The following is a 17,415-nucleotide window of genomic DNA, read 5'->3' on the forward strand; positions in this document are numbered from 1 at the left end:
TTTCATCCCCCCAAATTTGCACACTATAAAATGTAGCGGGACAGATCTTCGTCCTGGGCCAGATCTTGCAGGCGGCCATCCACATAGGCTGCATTGACTTCCACGTTGGGTTGGCCGAGGTCCGGGGCGGTAAATGCCACTTCTTCCAGCAGCCTTTCCATGATGGTGTGGAGGCGGCGGGCACCGATATTTTCGACCCTTTCATTGACCTGCTGGGCAATTTCGGCAATACGCTGCACACCGTCATCGGTGAATTGCAGGGTGACTCCATCACTGGCGAGGAGGGCGCTGTACTGGCGCACCAGAGCGTTTTCCGGTTCCTGCAGAATCCTCACCAGATCCGCTGCACTCAGGGCGTCCAGCTCGACGCGAATGGGCAGACGTCCCTGCAGTTCCGGAATGAGGTCCGAGGGCTTGCTGAGGTGAAAGGCACCGGAAGCGATAAAGAGAATATGATCGGTTTTCACCACCCCATAGCGGGTGCTGACATTGGAGCCTTCCACCAGCGGCAATAAATCGCGCTGAACCCCTTCCCGGGAAATGTCCGTGCCCTGCTGACTGCCGGAGCGCACGGCGACCTTGTCGATTTCATCAATGAACACAATCCCTCCCGACTGGACCCGCTCCAAAGCCAGGGCACGGACTTCTTCTTCATTGACCAGTTTGGCGGCCTCGTCGTCAGTGAGCAGACGCTGAGCTTCGGCCACCGGCACTTTGCGGGTATTGGTCTTGCCTTGGGACATGTTGGAAAACATATCGCGCAGCTGATTGGTCATTTCTTCCATGCCGGCGGGCGCCATGATCTCCACGCCAGCCTTGGGAGCCGCCACTTCGATCTCGATTTCCTGCTGGTCGAGTTTACCTTCCCGGAGCATCTTGCGGAATTTCTGGCGGGTACCTTCATCGTTGCGTGGCACGGAACTATCCCGGGGACCCGGAATCAGGGCATCGAGGATGCGTTCTTCGGCCATTTCCTCAGCCCGTTGGCGCATGGCGGTCTGGCGTTCACTGCGGATCATGTCTACGGCGGTTTCGGTCAGATCGCGGATGATGGACTCCACATCCTTGCCCACATAACCGACTTCCGTAAATTTGGTAGCTTCCACCTTGATGAAAGGCGCATTGGCCAGCTGCGCCAGACGCCGGGCAATTTCGGTTTTGCCCACTCCCGTCGGTCCAATCATCAGAATGTTCTTGGGAGTGATTTCCTGATGCAGGGGAGCCGGGACCTGGGCACGTCGCCAGCGGTTGCGCAGGGCAATAGCCACCGCACGCTTGGCCTCGGACTGGCCGATGATGTACTTGTCCAGTTCCTGGACGATTTCGCGGGGGGTCATTTCAGACATGCTCATAGTTCTTCAATCGTGTGGTGGTGGTTGGTGTAAATACAGATGTCGCCGGCAATACCCAGAGCCTTTTCGGCCACTTCGCGGGCGGTTAGGGCGCTGTTTTCCAGCAGGGCGCGGGCAGCCGACAGAGCGTAAGGGCCACCGGAACCAATGGCAATGATGCCATATTCCGGTTCCAGCACATCGCCCTGTCCAGTGATAATCAGGCTTTGTTTGTCATCGGCCACGGCGAGCATGGCTTCCAGACGCCGTAATACCCGATCGGTGCGCCATTCCTTGGCGAGTTCGACGGCGGCCTTGGCCAGCTGCCCCGGATGGGCCTTGAGTTTGGCCTCGAAGCGTTCCAGCAGGGTAAAAGCATCCGCCGTCGCCCCCGCAAAACCGGTCAGCACTCCGGGCTCGATGCGCCGCACCTTGCGCGCATTGCCTTTCATGACGGTATTGCCAAAAGTGACCTGGCCATCACCTGCCATCACCACATTCGCACCTCGGCGGACGCAAAGAATGGTGGTGCCGTGCAGGGGTAACGCATCTGTCATAAGGGATCCTCGTTTTGCAATGATTTGGACTGTTTGGCGCGGGGATGGGCTTGATCATAGACCTGTGCCAGACGCTGATAATCCATATGGGTATAAATGGCCGTGGTGGCAATACCGGCATGTCCCAGATATTCCTGCACGGCGCGCAAATCTCCGGCGGACTGGAGAAAATGACTGGCGGCGCTATGGCGCAGGGTATGGGGATGCATATGCTGACCCAGGCGCTTTTCACCCAGCGTTTTGATGCGGATCTGGATACTGCGGATACTGAGGCGTTGACCGGAAGCATTGAGGAGCAGGGCGCTTTCTTCCAGATGCTGCTTGTCCAGGAGCAGGGCATGGCGCAGGGGCAGATAGGCAGTCAGAACCCGCCAGACTGTCGAGCCTGCCGGGACCAGCCTTTCCTTGCGCCCCTTGCCCATGACCCGCACGCTGCCGCCCTGACGATCCAGATCTAGTAAGTCCAGGCCCGCCAGTTCACTGACGCGCAGGGCACTGGAGTAGAGCAGCTCCAGGATCAGTTGGTCGCGGATTTGGGCAAAATCCGGCGCATTTGCGGAGCTGTCTGCGGTGTCCATCAACTGTTTGGCTTGATCTACGGTCAACCAGTCGGGCAAACGTTGTTCAGACTTGGGCATCAGGATGCCTTGCACGGGGTTGGGCAGCTCCGGGGTATTTTTCTGCAAGTGGCGATAGAGGGCGCGCAGGGCCGCAAAGCGACGCCGCAGACTGCGGATTGCTACCCCGCGACTGCGTTCATGCATCAGATAGGCACGCAGATCGGCGGGCTGGACAGCATCCATACGCTGGGCCTCGTCTTGAGTCTTACGGGTCTGCATGAATTGCCTCCAGCCCTGCAGGTCGCGCTGGTAAGACCCGATGGTGGCGGGGCTGTAGCGACCGCCCTGGACAAGAGCGTTCAGAAAATCGGCGATGGCTTCCTCAATCAGCATGGAGTCAGGCAGCGATCCAGGGCCGCTGTCACCAAGCGGGCAATCTGATTGAGCAGATCAGCACCCGCATCCTCGGCGTAGCGCTCGGGACTCTGGCTGCCCAGCACAATCCCCGCCTGGAGATGCTGACCGACCAGCGGAATCAGGGCAAAGGACTCCAACGCCGCACCATCCGCTGCAAACAAGGTGCTACGGAGTGCTGGCGAAAGAGACAAGCCGGTCGCCGCCCGTAAAGATGGGGCGTCATCCAGCAAGGCCAAAAAGTCTGTGGCTTCGAGCACGGCAAATTCCGGCAGCTCCGCTACCGGCGCGCGGGCGATCAGCGCCAAGGCTTCCACCTGGAAACCCTCGCGCAGACGGGTCAGCACCGTATGCAGAGTGGCCGGGCAGTCGGGTGTATTGAGCAACTCGGTAGCCAGATCGGAAAGGTGCAGGCCCAGGGCGGCATTTTGTTGGGCAGCCCCCAGCAGGGCACTGATACGCTGCTGCAAGCGTTGATTTTCTTCTCGCAAAATCTGGGCCTGCCTTTCCAGCAGTGAAGAAGCAGAGCCACGTCCCACATGCGGTAAGGTCAGAGAAAGGAGCAGGTCTTCCTGGTCCCATAAATATTGCGGATGCTCGCGCAGATACTGGTGGACTTGCTGCGCCAGATCATCCTGCTCCGGGACGCTGGCCAATTCAGTCATCCTCCCAGTGGGTATCGCTGTAGCGTTCTGCTGCGCTGTGAATTTCCAGTGCTGCGATGAGATGGGCCAGGGTTTCGCCTTCCTGATCACTGAGTGGCTGTAAAAAAGCCAGCTGTTCCGGGCTGCTGTTGAGGCTCTCGGCAATGGCGCGCAATATGGTGTCCTGCATGACTGGATTCTCCCTTTGCTATTGGGCGGTCTGTCTGGATGGCCAGGTGCCGTCAAAAACCACCCGGACCGGTCCCGTCATCATAACCGCTTGTCCGGGTCCTGCCCATTGGATGGACAAGCGCCCCCCCGGCAGATCCACGGCAACCTGTTCGTCCAACTCGCCCCAGCGGATACCGGCCACCACCGCAGCGCAGGCATTGCTGCCGCAGGCCAGGGTTTCTCCTGCCCCCCGTTCCCAGACTCGCAGACGAATGTGGGTACGGTCGCAGATTTCCATGAAGCCGACATTGCAGCGTTCCGGAAAGTCCGGATGATTTTCGATTTTTGGCCCGAGTTGAGTGACCGGTGCTTCGCGGACATCGGGCACGCGCAGCACGGCATGAGGATTGCCCATGCTCAAGGCGGCCATGCGCAGGGTGTCATGATCTACTTCCAGCAGGTATTCCGGGCCTTCTTCCGCTGCTCGCAAGGGGATCTGTTCGGGAGCGAAGCGCGGGGCACCCATATTCACCAGTACCTCATCATTTTCCAGAATCTGCAGTTGCATCTGCCCGGCCCGGGTTTCTACCTGAATAATGGCTTTGTCGCTGAGCCCGGCCCGACGCACAAATACCGCAAAGCAGCGCGCCCCATTTCCGCACTGGGTCACTTCACTACCATCCGCATTGAAAATGCGGTAACGAAAATCGCAATCCGGGGATTCGGGTTTTTCTACCAGCAGAATCTGGTCGCAACCGATGCCAAAGTGGCGGTCCGCTATGGCGCGGATCTGTTCTGGCGATAAATGAATTGTTTGGCGAATGCCATCCAGTACGACAAAATCATTGCCCAGACCCTGCATTTTGGTGAAATGCAGGACGCTATCAGAATGGGGTTGCAGAGCTTCCATGAAGTAAAGTGTAACACGGTGCAGCGGTAATTGCTTCGCTGGATAGGTCGCAAGGCGTCCACACTGCCTTCTGCTGAGGTCTTTTCAGTAGTATGGGCGACTTTCGGCAAACGTGGATGCCTACCAGGGGGCAGTATCGCCGGTGAATCCTGGGCAAATAAAAAAGCCTAGCAAGTCAGCTAGGCCTGTTGTTGGCTGGGGAACGTGGATTCGAACCACGGTTAGCGGAGTCAGAGTCCGCTGTCCTGCCGCTAGACGATTCCCCAAGAGTGGGCGCGATGATAGCCACGAGCTGACTCTTCTGTCAAATTCTGTGGCGGTTATGGAGATATTTTGGAATGGTAATGTGATTATTTCGCCGACGTTGTAAAAAGGGTGTTGTCAAAATGTTGCAAAGCACCCACACCGATGCTATAACTTGCAGCGTAGTATCCAGACAATGCTCTCGAGGAGGAGCCTTATCATGAAAAAGAATCTTATCGCTTTGGCCGTTGCGGCCGCAGTTTTGGTGCCTGGTGCAGCTTTTGCCGCAACCAGTGACACTTCCAGCAAAGTGTTTCTGCCTGAGAATTCTCAGGATACCGGTCCGATTCTGTACGGATATGCCCAGATTACCGGCAGTCAGCAGTTTGGTAGTTCTGGAAACGAAGGACTAGTTTTTGGTGCGCATCGTATCCGTCTTGGTGTGAAAGGCACCGCCGTGAAGGGTGTGACCTATAACTTCCAGTATAAGTGGGATGGCGCCTGGATGAGTGGCGGTTCTCTCCAAGGAGCCAGCAAATTTTTTCCGGGTGTTGAAGGTGAGTCCGGAGTACAGGATGCAGAAATTAACTTCGCTTTCATTCCTGAGGTACAGCTGAAAGTTGGTAAGTTCCGTGTGCCTGTGGGTATGGAGCGGACGCAGTTTGGTGGTGATGATTTGTGGTTTATCCAGCGTTCCATGAATCAATCTTTAGGCGCGGATCGTAGTGCTGGTGCCATGTTCCACAGTAAGGACGTGATGGGTACCGGTGTTTACTACAGCTTAGGTATTTTTGATAACCATTCATTGGATGGTAATAACGCCTTTACGCTTTTCGGTAATAATCCTTATGGAAAAGAATATGCCAACGTTGCTGTACCATTTGGTGGTCCCAGTGCTTTAGGTGGTTCTTATGGCCAGACAAAAGTTGGCGGTATTCTTACGAACGGAACTGGTCGTTACCTTTTTGCGGGTATGGTCGGCTACAAGCTGAATCCGCTGCTGAATATCGAGCTGTCTGGTGCTCGTGCAGATACGCTTAATTCTGCCCCAGGCCTTGCAAAGCAAATCGACTCTTGGAACGTCGGCGCTCGGGGTGGCTTGATGGGTTTGAAATATATGGCAGAGTACAGTCATGTGACCAGCTACCAAGGCATAGCGGGTTTGGGTGCTCAGGATTGGTATGTGGCATTGGCCGCTAACTTGCATCAGATGACCCTGACGCCGGATTGGTTGGATATCGAGCCAGCGTTCCGCTTTGAGCGCTTCAACTGGACGGGCGACAACAACCTAGGTAGCCTCAATAACTACACGATCGGTGTCAACTACTCCTTTAATCCCAACAATCCTTATGCGGCCCGTATTCAGGCTAACTATGTGATTCCTCAGGGTGGTTCTATGTACCGCCAGGCATACCTTGGTCACGATGGTGCTTTTGGATCAGGTTCGGTGCCTGTCAATGGCTACATCTACAACACCATGGTATTGCAGTTCCAGGCGGGTTTCTAAGTTAAAGTTATTCCCGGGCGGCTTCGGCCGCTCTCTTGCCGCCCCTTTTGGGGCGGTTTTTATTTGCATTTTCGACAGGATACCGTTATAAGAAAACCCGCTGCGGGGTAGCAGGTGCCCGCGTTTTTTCTTATGACCGTTTTGAGGAATATCAGTGGCTCGTCAAATCCGTAACATCGCTATCATCGCTCACGTTGACCATGGCAAAACCACCCTGGTGGACCAGTTGCTCCGTCAGTCCGGTACATTTGCCGCCCACCAGCAGGTGGAAGAGCGGGTGATGGACAGCAATGACCTGGAAAAGGAACGGGGCATTACCATCATGGCCAAGAATACGGCGGTGCAGTGGGGGGACACCCACATCAACATCGTCGATACGCCTGGACACGCCGATTTTGGTGCGGAAGTGGAGCGGGTACTGGGCATGGTGGATGGCGTGCTGCTGCTGGTGGACGCGGTGGAAGGCCCCATGCCCCAGACCCGTTTTGTGACCCGCAAGGCCCTGGAGCTGGGTTTGAAACCTATTGTGGTCATCAACAAGGTGGACCGCCCAGGTGCCCGTCCAGACTATGTGATCAGTGCCACTTTTGACTTGTTCGACAAGCTGGGTGCTACCGAAGATCAGCTCGATTTTCCGGTGATTTACGCTTCCGGTCTGCAAGGGTATGCGGGAGAGAATCCCGATGTGCGTTCGGGCGACATGAAACCCCTCTTTGAACTGATTCTATCTCACGTCCATGCCCCGGAAGGCGATTCCGAAGGCCCGCTGCAAATGCAAATTGCCGATCTGGATTACTCCAGCTATGTGGGTCGGATTGCCATTGGCCGCATCCGTCGGGGGTCCATGAAGCCGGGCCAGGATATCGTCCTGATTCACGGAGTGGATCAGACCCAGACCAAGGCGCGTATCCTGCAGTTGCTGGGCTTTGACGGGCTCAAGCGGGTACCTTGGGAAGCGGCCACGGTAGGCGACATTGTGGCGGTAACGGGTATTGAAGAGCCCTCCATTGGTGCCACCATTGCTGCGCCTGAAGCCCCCGAAGCCCTGCCCTGGAAGCCTATTGATGAGCCAACCCTGAATATGACTTTTCAGGTGAATACCAGTCCTTTTGCCGGTCGGGAAGGCAAGTTCGTCACCAGTCGCCAGTTACGCGACCGCTTGTACAAGGAACTGCTCATCAACGTGGCGCTGCGCGTCGAAGATACGGACAATGCCGATATATTCATGGTGTCCGGTCGTGGCGAGCTGCATCTGACCATTCTCATTGAAAACATGCGGCGCGAAGGCTACGAGCTGGCCGTTTCCCGCCCCCGGGTGATCCAGCGGCAGGTGGATGGCGTCTGGGAAGAACCCTATGAGGCGCTGACGGTGGATGTGGAAGAAACCCATCAGGGCACCATCATGGAGCGCCTGGGCATTCGTCGTGGGGAGTTGCAGGATATGATCCCTGATGGTCGTGGCCGGGTGCGCTTGGAATACAAAATTCCAGCGCGGGGTCTGATTGGTTTCCACACGGAGTTTTTGACAGCGACATCGGGTACCGGCGTTATCAGCCATATTTTTGATGGCTACGGCCCGGTCAAAGGCAGTATTCCAGCCCGGAACAATGGCGTGCTGATTTCGGCGGAAGAAGGCGAGGCCGTGGGTTTTGCCCTCTTCAACCTGCAGGATCGGGGCCGGATGTTTGTCAGCCCCGGCGACAAGGTGTACGAAGGCATGGTGATTGGTATCCACAGCCGCGACAATGATCTGGTGGTCAATCCCCTCAAGGAAAAGAAACTGACCAACATGCGTGCTTCAGGTTCTGATGAAAACATCATGCTCACCCCTCCGGTTAAAATGACCCTGGAAGCGGCAGTGGAATTTATTGCCGATGACGAACTGGTGGAGGCGACCCCCCAGTCCATCCGCATCCGCAAGCGTTATCTTACCGAGAATGAGCGCAAGAAGGCGGCACGCGGCGGTGGCGGTAACTGATTTTTCCAGACAGATGGCGCTGGCCTGATGTTCAGGACAGCGTTGTCGTTGGGATTTGGCAGGGGGTTGTAAATAGGTTGCAGAGCGGTTTTTGTGACCTGACCCTGCTGTCTGCCTGATACTGATTAGGCCTGTTTTTCCAGGGTGATCAGTCTGAACCATCCTCCTATGGCGGCGGGTTCGTCATGAACGCAGTGTAATTCCGGTCGTCCTGCCAAAACATCTTCAAAAGTAATATCTGTATGGGTGGCAATGGCACCCGCCAGTCTTCCCAGACCTCGCCTTAACCAGGCTTTCTGGCCAGGACGCAAAAATTTGTCGAGCAGCAGTATGCGACCATGGGGCTTGAGAACCCGGCTGGCTTCGGCCAGGGCCTGTTCGGCATGGGGAACGACCGCCAGAATCAGATGCATGACCACAAAATCGAAAGAGGCATCGGCAAAAGGCAAGCTTTCAGCATCGGCCCGGGCCAAAGGAATGCTGGGCTGCAGATCTTGCGCACGACGCAGCATGGCGTGGGTCAAGTCAATACCCACGGCGCTACAGTGGGCGGGTAGGAAAGGAATGTCTAGTCCGGTGCCAATACCATCAATCAGTACCTGACAGGATGTGTCCTGGGGAATCTGGCGGAGACTGCGTTTTCGCAGGGGCTCGGAAAAACCGCGTACCGCCCGATCATATATCGGCGCCCAGATGCCGTAGGCGCGCTGCAAGCTGCTCCGACTCAATGAAAAACCGTCGCGACGGCCAAACGAAAGGCGGGGATGGGGCTTTCAAAGTTTTCTCCATCGGCGGTTACCCACTCATAACTGCCGTGCATGCTGCCCACCGGGGTAGGAAGCACTGAACCGCTGGAGTAGCGAAAGCGTTGTCCCGGCTGCAATACGGGTTGTTCACCAACAACCCCTGGCCCCTGCACTTCCTGCACGCGGCCCTCGGCATCGGTAATGATCCAATGCCGATTGAGTAACTGGGCGGTTTCGGGGCCGTGGTTTTCGATGGTGATCTGATAGGCAAACGCGTAATGAGCCTGTTCAGGGCTGGATTGCTCGGGAAGATAGCGGGTTTCGACGCTGATCTGGATATCCGTGGGGGTTTTATCGGTCATGATGCTGCTCCGGGCCGTGGGCCGGTAGATTGTTCAGGAACAGTCTAGCGATGACGGTGCTGACTGCCAAGCCGTGAAATAGGACCCACTTCATAGCGGGCCCTTATTTTATCGGCGTTGGGTCGATTTGCTGGGTTTGGGCGGGGCGGGCGCGGAATAAAATGAGTATGCGTCCGATACGCCCGACCGCTTCGGCGTGACTGCGCGCACAGAGGGTTTCGACCATGCTATCGCGGGCGGCGTGCTCCAGCTGGGGCAGGCGAAGCTTGATGAGTTCATGGGCATCCAGAGCCACCTCTAGCTCGGCGAGGAGGGCGTCTGTCAGCCCCTGTGCGCCAATCATGACCACCGGTTTGAGGGCATGAGCCTGACCGCGCAGGTTTTGTCTTTGTTTGGCGTCCAGCATGGTATCCTCGTCAGGTAGTCGTTTCAAAAAAGGTGGAAGGGAGTGTACGTTTGCGCGATGCAGTGGTCAAAGGGTGGAGGATGGCGTTGTGGCGAGAAGTAAATCCAGTGAAAAATGGCTGAAAGAACATTTTCGGGACGTGTTTGTCCAGCGCGCCATGAAAGAGGGCTATCGTTCCCGGGCGGCCTATAAATTGCTGGAAATCCAGGAAAAAGATCGCATCATTCGGCCCGGCATGCGGATTCTGGATGTGGGTGCAGCACCCGGAGGCTGGACCCAGGTGGCCGCTCCCCTGATTGGCCGGCAGGGCCGACTGGTGGCTGTGGACCGTTTGCCCATGGACCCGGTGGCCGACGCCACGGTGATTTGCGGTGATGTGTACGAAGATGCGGTGATCGCCGCCTGTCGCGAAGCCCTGCCCGAAGGCGCGGATCTCATCATGAGTGATATGGCGCCCAATATGTCCGGCATTGCCAGTGTGGATCAGGCGCGTGCCATTGATCTGGCAGAGCTGGCCCTGGACATGGCGCAGCGCTGGTTGCGACCGGGTGGGACTTTGCTGATCAAAGTATTTATGGGCTCCGGCGCCGAAGAATTACGCCGCGCCCTGCGCAAGGATTTCAAAAAAATTGTGGTGCGCAAGCCCGAAGCCTCCCGCGCCCGTTCGACGGAACAATACTGGCTGGCGTTGGATTTTCAGGGGCTTGCCCAGGAAAGGTTGGACAAGCTGCCTGCGAGTTCCCTATAATCTGCGGCACGCGCAGTTAGCTCAGCTGGATAGAGTGTCGGCCTCCGAAGCCGAAGGTCACTGGTTCGAATCCAGTACTGCGCACCAATATAATCAACGTGTTACAAGATAGCTGGCTGCGTGCCAGTTTTTTTGTGTCCAAATGTTGCCATTAAGAACCCTGAATTTCGGGAGCAACCCCAAGTGAGGGGCCAACCTAGATCATGATACATGCGGAGCTCTGCCATGAAGCCGTCGAGGTCAGCGGATAGTCAAAACTATAGGGCGGTTTGAAACGGGATAGGCCGCTATTGTCAGGGTGGCTCAAACTAGGGTTCTATCGGTTTGATCTCGTAGCTCATGCTCCGGTTAGTCGGACAATGCCATCCACCCGGCGGTTTCGGGAATATAATGCGCGAGTCCTTCCAGCACGCCGGCGGCATAGTAGCCATTCATGCTCAGGAAGCCGCCCTTAGCGATGTAAAGGGCATCGGGCAAGTCTGAAGCTGTTGCCAAGCGGAGGGCTTCTTCCTGTACTTCAGGGTGGGCGTTGGCCACCAGAATGGCGTGAATATGGCTTCCCAATACTTCCAGATCATTGCCTGAGTCTCCCGCAAAAACAGTACGTTCCGTAGGGTAGCTATACTGTTGCCCCAGAAACTCGACGGCATGGAGCTTGCTGGCGCTGTTGGGGAGAATATCCAGCAAGCGCGCGTTCGCCAGTTCATCTACGGACCAGATCAGTCGGGCGTTGACGCCGATGCCCCAGAGACGATGCTGGAGTTCTGTCTCGAGTGCTTCCCGATCCGCATCCAGCCCTACCTGATAACTGACCTTGAACACTCCCTGCTGGGCCGTTGGTTGCAGGGTGATGGCGGGGATATCCGCGAGCTCTTCGGCAATGTCCCCGTGGGTCATGCCTCCCCAATCGGGACCGATTTCGGCGGCCCAATGGGTCCACGGCTGCCATTCTCCCTCGGCAAAGGTATAAATACTCGTGCCGACATCGCCAATAATGAAGTTTGGAGTGGGCAGTTGCCAGTGTTTGATGGCTTCGTGAATCAGATCCAGATGTCTTCCAGTAACCATAGCCAAGTGCACGGCGGGATGGGAGCAGAGCTGCCGGAAACGGGGTCGGGCCTCCGGACTTTCCGCTTGGCTGCCATTGGGAATCAAGGTGCGGTCCAGATCACAACAGAGCAATAAAGGCTGAATTTCAGCGTCGGGCTTGTGCATGCTGCTTATCCTCCCTGCGTGCTGTTTTCTAAAAAATGATAGTGCGCAATAGCCTCCATAACGCCCGTCAAACCGTCTGCGGTACAGGGGTAGATATCCTCTCGTAACTGGTCCTGGGCGATTTCCCGACCAATTTGGGCAGCGAGAATGTTACCGCCCAGCAGATCCAGATCTGCCTGAGCGCTGCCCACGACCAACACATGATCAAGCGCCATGTCGAGCTGATCGGCCACGTAGCGAATGGCGAATCCCAGAGAGGCGCGCTGGGGGATGACCAGAAATTCCTGGGGATGAATGGCGACAAGGCGGGCAGGAATATCCTGTTGGTGCAGTTGATCCTCCAGTGCCACCAAGCCGGCGAAATCTCCGTCGATAAAACCATGGACGGCGTAAAAACCCTGGCTGCTGCGACTTGCCAGATGCAGACCCGGCGTTTCCGACAGCAAATCATAGACGCGATCACCTTGCCAGTTTACGCTAATATGACGACTCCAGGCACGGTCGCGGGTCAGTCCCGTCCCATAGTGAATCTGAGTCCCGGCGCGGGTGATGAGAATCTCGGGAATCGCCAGCCGCCGCTGTTTGAGCAGTGCTAGTAGCTCATGCAGAGGGCGGGTAGTTACCAGCCCCAGCGCCACTTGTCGCCGTTTTTGATGCAGCGTGGTCACAAGATCTTCCAATTGATTGGGAGCCGGAGGTGGATCCAGCAGCCGTGCTCCCAGAAACAGCAAGTGATTGGCGCTGACCCGTTGTTCAGCAGATACGGCTATGTCTGCTGCGAGCGGGGCGGTGAGGGGCAGCGCATCGAGTGCGGCCAGATATTTTTCCACATGGGCCTGCCAGGTGTAGTTTTGGCGAACTCCGGCAATACCGTTTTGGGCATATTGCTGCCACTTTTTTGCATCATTCAGGATGTTGAGTAGTTGCTTACCCATATCCGGGATATCCAGGGGGTCAATCAGGTGACCATTATGGCAGTTGGCGATAATGTCTCGGGGTCCCCCGTCTTCGGTGGCCAGGATGGGCAGACCGCAGGCCGCCGCTTCGATCAAGGTCAGACCAAAAGGCTCGGTCAGGGCGGGATTGATGAATACTCCCCGTAAGCTCGCCGCCCAACGATAGAGATCGGGCACGTCATCGGGCTGATGATGGCGGGGATAGGCGACTTGTCCGTAGAGGTTGTAGCGGTCAATCAAGAGCAGGATTTCCGTCAATACGTGCCGAGAGCCGGCAGGCATATCCCTAATATCATCCCGATTTCCGGCGACGATGACGAGATTGGCCCGGGCTTGCAGAGCTGGATTCTGCCCATAGGCGTGAATCAGGCCAGCAATGTTTTTTCTTTCGTCAGGTCGCGATAGCGCAAGAATCGGCGGGCGGTCAGGATGCCGTAAAAACCGATTCAACTCCTGAACGATAGGGGGCGCCGGACGTGGTGCAGGATCAAATCGGGAGAGGTTGACCCCCGGGGGGATCACGCGCATGCGCTCCGGCGCCGCCCAATCGTACATTCCATACTGACTGGTGATTTCATCCTGAGTGCTGACAACCACCAATGAAGCCATAGAAAGAGTTTCTTCTTCTACCCGAATCCGATGAGATAAATGGTATTTTTCTTCCAGGCGGCGTTCGGATTCCCCAGAGGCCAGCAGGCTTTGCCGCTTGCTGCGACCCAGGGAGTGCCCAGTGTGTACCAAGGGTACACCAAGTTGAAGAGCCAGGCGCATTCCCACATAGCCGGCATCGGCGTAGTGGCTGTGAATGAGGTCAGGCAGGCGGTCCTGCTGGCGTAAATAGGCCATGGCATGATCGCTGAAACTATCCAGGTGGGGCCAGAGGGCTTCTTTGGGCAAGTATTCGTCAGGGCCTGCCGGCAGGCGAATGATGCGCGCGTTAGGGGCGTCGGAGAGGGTTTCCTGCGCTTGCGCATAATCGCTGTCTATTCGGGAATCACGGATCTGGCGGGTAAGGAGCTCGACTCTGGCAACTCCAGGATGTGTCGCCAGGGCGCGCAACAGTTCGACGACATAAAGAACCTGACCGCCGGTATCGGCATCTCGGCCCAACTCCATATTCTGGGCGCGAATCAGTCCATGCATGCTGATCAGCACCAAATAGAGCCTCTGCCCGTCCTGTACCGGCTGGTCCTGATGGCTTGATGCTGGTTTTCTGGCTTCTGTCATGTCTGGAGTTATCCCCCTTCGGTGGATCTCTGAGGCAATGCTTCGTCAAAACCTAGACGACTGAGCAGGTCGGGCGCATCCAGAAAATAGCGGGAGAGGAGAAAGCCCGCCGCACTCCAAACCTGGCCGATGTTCGCACGACGGCCCACCAGTCGGCCCAGACGCCCGTCATAATACTCAGGCCAGCGGGCCGCAGGTAAACGGCTTTCGACGAGTTGCCAGGCTTTTTCTGCAAGGTCGGCGCGATCAACCTTCAGCAGGGCCGCGACCAGTGGCCAGATCAGGACGGGCCAATTGCCGCCATTATGATAGGACCACGGAATATTTTTAGGATCAGAACCGGTGATCAGCCGCCACTCATCGCCTTCTACTGCCGGATAGACCAGTTTCATGGGCATGCGCCCCAGCAGATCTGTCCAGCGCTGCTCGATGAGGCTGGTCAGGGCCTCGGCCTGGGTGGTAGTGGCCATACCCGTGGCCAGCATCAGTAGATTACCCTGGGCAAAAAAACGAAAATCCATGCGGCCAGGCCCCAGATTCCCCACGAAATATCCAGCCCCATCAGGAAGCCAGTCTTGCACCCACAATGGAATGGATTCCGGATGAATGTTGAAAATATTTTCGACGTTTTCACCAAGCATTTCTGTCTCATAACGGTAAATCCGGTTGAGTACATCCATATCCAGCCAATAATAGGTCTGCACATAAGACTGCAAAACCTCCCGCCGCCGCTTGGCCAGATCCACAAGCCATTGACTGCCCGGTTCCGGGAGCAGCAAGGAAGCACTGCGCAGTGTGCTATTGAACAACGCTTGGATTTCGATGGGGTGGCCATTGACTCCCATGCGCCGGTCGATCATGAAGGAGCCATCAGGCACCAGGAGGGTGGGAAAAACCTCAAAGCGACTTTGCAGGCACAAACTCAGGATCATGCGCAGCATCCGCTGAATTTCCGGGCCCCGGGCAAATTCCAGGTCACCAGTGTACTGAACGTAGGCATGCAGCAGTAGTGACCACCACATCATGGAATCCACCGGTGCCACCCGACCAATGGCGCGATCGCCAAAGTCGGCCATCACCTCCTCGTCGCCATCTGCGTTGTGCTGGACCCGAAAAGAGGCAGGCAGCACCCCGGGGGCGATCTGCTGTCCTTCGAGTTCCTCTTGCTGCCCCCGCAGTTGCATAATGAGATGGAGAAATGCGCGGACCACATCCCCCCTTCCTTCCAGCAACATGATCAGGCCTACCGGAAAGAAATCCCGGACGAAGCAGTCCGCATAATTACGCGCCGGCGCTTTGGGATCGACACTGGCGGCGGTGCCCACCAGTTGCCCCTGAAAATGAATGCCTGCGTCCTCGATCAAAGCATAAGCATCATCAAAGGCCGGACTGCGTCCTGCGTAGCGGGGATGGGGAAAACAGGAATTAGGCTGGACCAAGGGGCGGTTTCCTCCGAGTTGGTGCGCATGAATATTTACTGGATTATCTTTAAAGATAGCAGCAAATTCAGAGCATAGGCACCTGCCAAGCCAGACAGCGCGGACGAGGGTCGCATGCGGCGGTAAATGACAGTGTCCGGAGGGCCTGATCGGGATGGGTGATCTCCCCAGTGTCTTTCGCTACAATCCAGCTCGTAAGCCTTTCATGGAGGCGTTACCCGAACTGCTTCGGCCCAGTATGCTCGGCTTTTACCGCGACTCTGCTCACATCCTGATGTTATTTCAAATGATCCAGAAAAATGACCATTAAAATTAAGCCGCAAGTCCTTGTCAGAAAATGCACAATGGGCCATTTGCGCCCCCAGGACGTTATCTTATAAACTACAAATACTGTTATTACAAAAATGTTGTACCTGTAAGAGGCATGATGACCCGAGCAAAATGCTTTGATCATTCACCGTAGATTTAACCGCAAATAGAGGACACAGATGATGCGCATCGTACCCGTCATTCTTTCCGGTGGCACTGGTTCTCGCCTGTGGCCCTTGTCCCGCAAGTCCTTCCCCAAACCTTTTGTGGTCCTGCCTGATGGCGAAAGTCTCATTCAAAAAACCCTGCGCCGGGTCATCGATATCAAGGGCGATGCCCCGCTCCTGACGGTCACCAATCGTGATTATTACTTCCTGACCCGCGACACCTTTGCCGAATGCGCGCGGATTCATGACCAGGCCGTCCATAACACCCATTACCTGCTCGAACCCGCCGGACGCAACACAGCCCCCGCCATGGCCGCCGCAGCCCTCTGGGCACAGGAAGTCGCCGGGCCGGATAGTATCCTTCTGGTGCTGCCTTCCGACCATCTGATTCAGGACCAGTCCCAATTTGCCGCAGCCGTCCAAAAAGCGGCGGACCTTGCCCGGCAAGCCTATCTGGTCACCTTTGGCATCACGCCGACTGCGCCAGAAACTGGCTATGGTTACATCCAGAAGGGCAACGCACTGGAGGGCGGCTATCAGGTAGCCCGTTTTGTCGAAAAACCCGATCAAGCTACCGCTCAGGATTACCTCGACAGCGGACATTATCTTTGGAACTCGGGCATGTTCTGTATGCGCGCCGATAGTCTGCTCAGCGCCCTGCAAGCCTATGCTCCGGAAGTGTTGGAAGCCGTGCAAAGTGCCATGGACGGCGCTAGCCGCAACGGCGACACCTGGGAACTGGGCAGTGCCTTCAAGGAAGCGCCGGATATTTCCATTGACTACGCGGTGATGGAAAAAGCCCCCGATGTGGCTGTGGTCGAAGCAGGCTTTGACTGGAATGATCTGGGTGCCTGGAGTGGCTACGGTTCCTTGATCGCCAAGGATGCCCAAGGCAACCAGGTCCACGCCCCCGATTGCGTGCTGGTGGATGCGCAAAATTGCGTGGTGCAAAGCCCCGACCGCCTTACCGCCGTCCTCGGCCTGCATGATATCCTGATTGTGGACACCCCCGATGCTCTGCTGGTGGCCGACCGCAGCCGTGATCAGGAAGTCAAAACTATTGTCGAGCGCCTTAAATCCCGCAAGCACAGTGCCGTTGATCTGCACACCACGGTTCATCGCCCCTGGGGCACCTACACCACCCTGGAAGAAGGCGAGCATTTCAAGATCAAGCGCATTGTCGTCAAAAAGGGCGAAAAGCTCTCCTTGCAGATGCACCACCACCGCAGCGAACATTGGATTGTGGTGTCCGGCACCGCCCGCATCGTCAACGGCCACGAAGAAAAGCTCATCATGACCAATCAGTCCACCTATATTCCTGCAGGCTGTCATCATCGCCTGGAAAATCCCGGCATGATCGATCTGGTGCTCATCGAAGTGCAAAGCGGTGCCTATCTGGGCGAAGACGATATTGTCCGTTTTGATGACATTTACGGTCGCGCTGCGGCGCTTGCTGCTCCTACAGCCTGAATCTGAACGTTTGGGGTTATATATTGAAGCTTGCACTTTGGGGTCATCAGCATGT

At 56.4% G+C, this 17,415-nt stretch carries 16 protein-coding genes and 2 tRNA genes; 5 read left to right on the top strand and 13 right to left on the bottom strand.

The window, feature by feature from the left end; translation table 11 throughout:
- Positions 1-23: 23 nt before the first annotated feature.
- The 7 genes from hslU to B1757_RS07880 all read right to left on the bottom strand — a co-directional run bounded on the left by hslU (position 24) and on the right by B1757_RS07880 (position 4,853).
- Positions 24-1,346, bottom strand: a complete 1,323-nt coding sequence (hslU, locus tag B1757_RS07855) for an ATP-dependent protease ATPase subunit HslU (protein WP_101537820.1) — start codon at positions 1,344-1,346, stop codon at positions 24-26.
- Between the two features lie 2 nt (positions 1,347-1,348).
- Entirely contained in the window at positions 1,349-1,888 is a 540-nt protein-coding gene (gene hslV, locus B1757_RS07860) for an ATP-dependent protease subunit HslV (RefSeq protein WP_101537783.1), read from the bottom strand.
- Positions 1,885-2,841, bottom strand: coding sequence for a tyrosine recombinase XerC (locus tag B1757_RS07865; protein WP_101537784.1), 957 nt, complete (start codon positions 2,839-2,841; stop codon positions 1,885-1,887). The genes hslV and B1757_RS07865 overlap by 4 nt, the downstream gene beginning before the upstream one ends.
- A complete protein-coding gene (locus B1757_RS07870) occupies positions 2,835-3,518 on the bottom strand; it encodes a DUF484 family protein (protein WP_101537785.1) in 684 nt (227 codons plus the stop codon). Before B1757_RS07870 ends, B1757_RS07865 begins: the two co-directional genes overlap by 7 nt.
- 1 nt (position 3,519) lies before the next feature.
- Positions 3,520-3,696, bottom strand: coding sequence for a hypothetical protein (locus B1757_RS15405; protein WP_172437645.1), 177 nt, complete (start codon positions 3,694-3,696; stop codon positions 3,520-3,522).
- Between the two features lie 18 nt (positions 3,697-3,714).
- Positions 3,715-4,587 carry a diaminopimelate epimerase gene (dapF, locus tag B1757_RS07875; protein ID WP_101537786.1) on the bottom strand — a complete coding sequence of 291 codons (873 nt, stop codon included), beginning with the start codon at positions 4,585-4,587 and terminating at the stop codon, positions 3,715-3,717.
- Positions 4,588-4,779: 192 nt separating this feature from the next.
- A tRNA-Gln gene (locus B1757_RS07880) sits at positions 4,780-4,853 on the bottom strand.
- A 197-nt stretch (positions 4,854-5,050) separates the two neighbouring features.
- Between B1757_RS07880 and B1757_RS07885 the strand changes: the two genes are divergently transcribed.
- Together B1757_RS07885 and typA are read left to right on the top strand one after the other, a co-directional pair.
- Complete coding sequence (locus B1757_RS07885) at positions 5,051-6,337, top strand: porin (protein WP_101537787.1); 1,287 nt, start codon at positions 5,051-5,053, stop codon at positions 6,335-6,337.
- A 154-nt stretch (positions 6,338-6,491) separates the two neighbouring features.
- Positions 6,492-8,315, top strand: a complete 1,824-nt coding sequence (gene typA, locus B1757_RS07890; protein WP_101537788.1) for a translational GTPase TypA — start codon at positions 6,492-6,494, stop codon at positions 8,313-8,315.
- A 125-nt stretch (positions 8,316-8,440) separates the two neighbouring features.
- On the opposite strand, the gene B1757_RS07895 is transcribed toward typA, so the two are convergent.
- The 3 genes from B1757_RS07895 to B1757_RS07905 all read right to left on the bottom strand — a co-directional run bounded on the left by B1757_RS07895 (position 8,441) and on the right by B1757_RS07905 (position 9,829).
- A complete protein-coding gene (locus tag B1757_RS07895; protein WP_253253776.1) occupies positions 8,441-9,028 on the bottom strand; it encodes a class I SAM-dependent methyltransferase in 588 nt (195 codons plus the stop codon).
- An 11-nt stretch (positions 9,029-9,039) separates the two neighbouring features.
- A complete protein-coding gene (gene apaG, locus B1757_RS07900; protein ID WP_101537790.1) occupies positions 9,040-9,423 on the bottom strand; it encodes a Co2+/Mg2+ efflux facilitator ApaG/CorD in 384 nt (127 codons plus the stop codon).
- Positions 9,424-9,526: 103 nt separating this feature from the next.
- Complete coding sequence (locus tag B1757_RS07905; protein ID WP_101537791.1) at positions 9,527-9,829, bottom strand: YhbY family RNA-binding protein; 303 nt, start codon at positions 9,827-9,829, stop codon at positions 9,527-9,529.
- Between the two features lie 88 nt (positions 9,830-9,917).
- Between B1757_RS07905 and B1757_RS07910 the strand changes: the two genes are divergently transcribed.
- Together B1757_RS07910 and B1757_RS07915 are read left to right on the top strand one after the other, a co-directional pair.
- Positions 9,918-10,577, top strand: coding sequence for an RlmE family RNA methyltransferase (locus B1757_RS07910; RefSeq protein ID WP_101537792.1), 660 nt, complete (start codon positions 9,918-9,920; stop codon positions 10,575-10,577).
- Positions 10,578-10,587: 10 nt separating this feature from the next.
- Positions 10,588-10,664 (top strand) — tRNA-Arg (locus B1757_RS07915).
- 261 nt (positions 10,665-10,925) lie between these two features.
- Here B1757_RS07915 and B1757_RS07920 read toward each other — a convergent pair.
- From B1757_RS07920 to B1757_RS07930, 3 genes are read right to left on the bottom strand one after another with little or no spacing between them, the layout of a single operon-like run.
- Positions 10,926-11,792, bottom strand: coding sequence for an HAD-IIB family hydrolase (locus B1757_RS07920; RefSeq protein WP_101537793.1), 867 nt, complete (start codon positions 11,790-11,792; stop codon positions 10,926-10,928).
- Positions 11,793-11,797: 5 nt separating this feature from the next.
- A complete protein-coding gene (locus B1757_RS07925) occupies positions 11,798-13,975 on the bottom strand; it encodes an HAD family hydrolase (RefSeq protein ID WP_101537794.1) in 2,178 nt (725 codons plus the stop codon).
- An 8-nt stretch (positions 13,976-13,983) separates the two neighbouring features.
- On the bottom strand, positions 13,984-15,414 hold the full coding sequence (locus B1757_RS07930; RefSeq protein ID WP_101537795.1) for a glycoside hydrolase 100 family protein: 1,431 nt from the start codon (positions 15,412-15,414) through the stop codon (positions 13,984-13,986).
- Between the two features lie 491 nt (positions 15,415-15,905).
- On the opposite strand from B1757_RS07930, the gene B1757_RS07935 reads away from it, so the two are divergent.
- Positions 15,906-17,360 carry a mannose-1-phosphate guanylyltransferase/mannose-6-phosphate isomerase gene (locus B1757_RS07935; RefSeq protein ID WP_101537821.1) on the top strand — a complete coding sequence of 485 codons (1,455 nt, stop codon included), beginning with the start codon at positions 15,906-15,908 and terminating at the stop codon, positions 17,358-17,360.
- Positions 17,361-17,415: the final 55 nt, after the last annotated feature.

The organism is Acidithiobacillus marinus (assembly GCF_002847505.1).
GTDB classification, from domain to species: domain Bacteria; phylum Pseudomonadota; class Gammaproteobacteria; order Acidithiobacillales; family Acidithiobacillaceae; genus Acidithiobacillus; species Acidithiobacillus marinus.

Excerpts from the sequence above, each read along its gene's own strand:
- B1757_RS07865 (WP_101537784.1), bottom strand. The coding sequence starts at position 2,841 with ATGCTGATTGAGGAAGCCATCGCCGATTTTCTGAACGCTCTTGTCCAG.
- B1757_RS07925 (WP_101537794.1), bottom strand. The coding sequence starts at position 13,975 with ATGACAGAAGCCAGAAAACCAGCATCAAGCCATCAGGACCAGCCGGTA.
- B1757_RS07905 (WP_101537791.1), bottom strand. The coding sequence starts at position 9,829 with ATGCTGGACGCCAAACAAAGACAAAACCTGCGCGGTCAGGCTCATGCC.
- hslV (WP_101537783.1), bottom strand. The coding sequence starts at position 1,888 with ATGACAGATGCGTTACCCCTGCACGGCACCACCATTCTTTGCGTCCGC.
- hslU (WP_101537820.1), bottom strand. The coding sequence starts at position 1,346 with ATGTCTGAAATGACCCCCCGCGAAATCGTCCAGGAACTGGACAAGTAC.
- dapF (WP_101537786.1), bottom strand. The coding sequence starts at position 4,587 with ATGGAAGCTCTGCAACCCCATTCTGATAGCGTCCTGCATTTCACCAAA.
- apaG (WP_101537790.1), bottom strand. The coding sequence starts at position 9,423 with ATGACCGATAAAACCCCCACGGATATCCAGATCAGCGTCGAAACCCGC.
- B1757_RS07885 (WP_101537787.1), top strand. The coding sequence starts at position 5,051 with ATGAAAAAGAATCTTATCGCTTTGGCCGTTGCGGCCGCAGTTTTGGTG.
- B1757_RS07935 (WP_101537821.1), top strand. The coding sequence starts at position 15,906 with ATGCGCATCGTACCCGTCATTCTTTCCGGTGGCACTGGTTCTCGCCTG.
- B1757_RS07920 (WP_101537793.1), bottom strand. The coding sequence starts at position 11,792 with ATGCACAAGCCCGACGCTGAAATTCAGCCTTTATTGCTCTGTTGTGAT.
- B1757_RS15405 (WP_172437645.1), bottom strand. The coding sequence starts at position 3,696 with ATGCAGGACACCATATTGCGCGCCATTGCCGAGAGCCTCAACAGCAGC.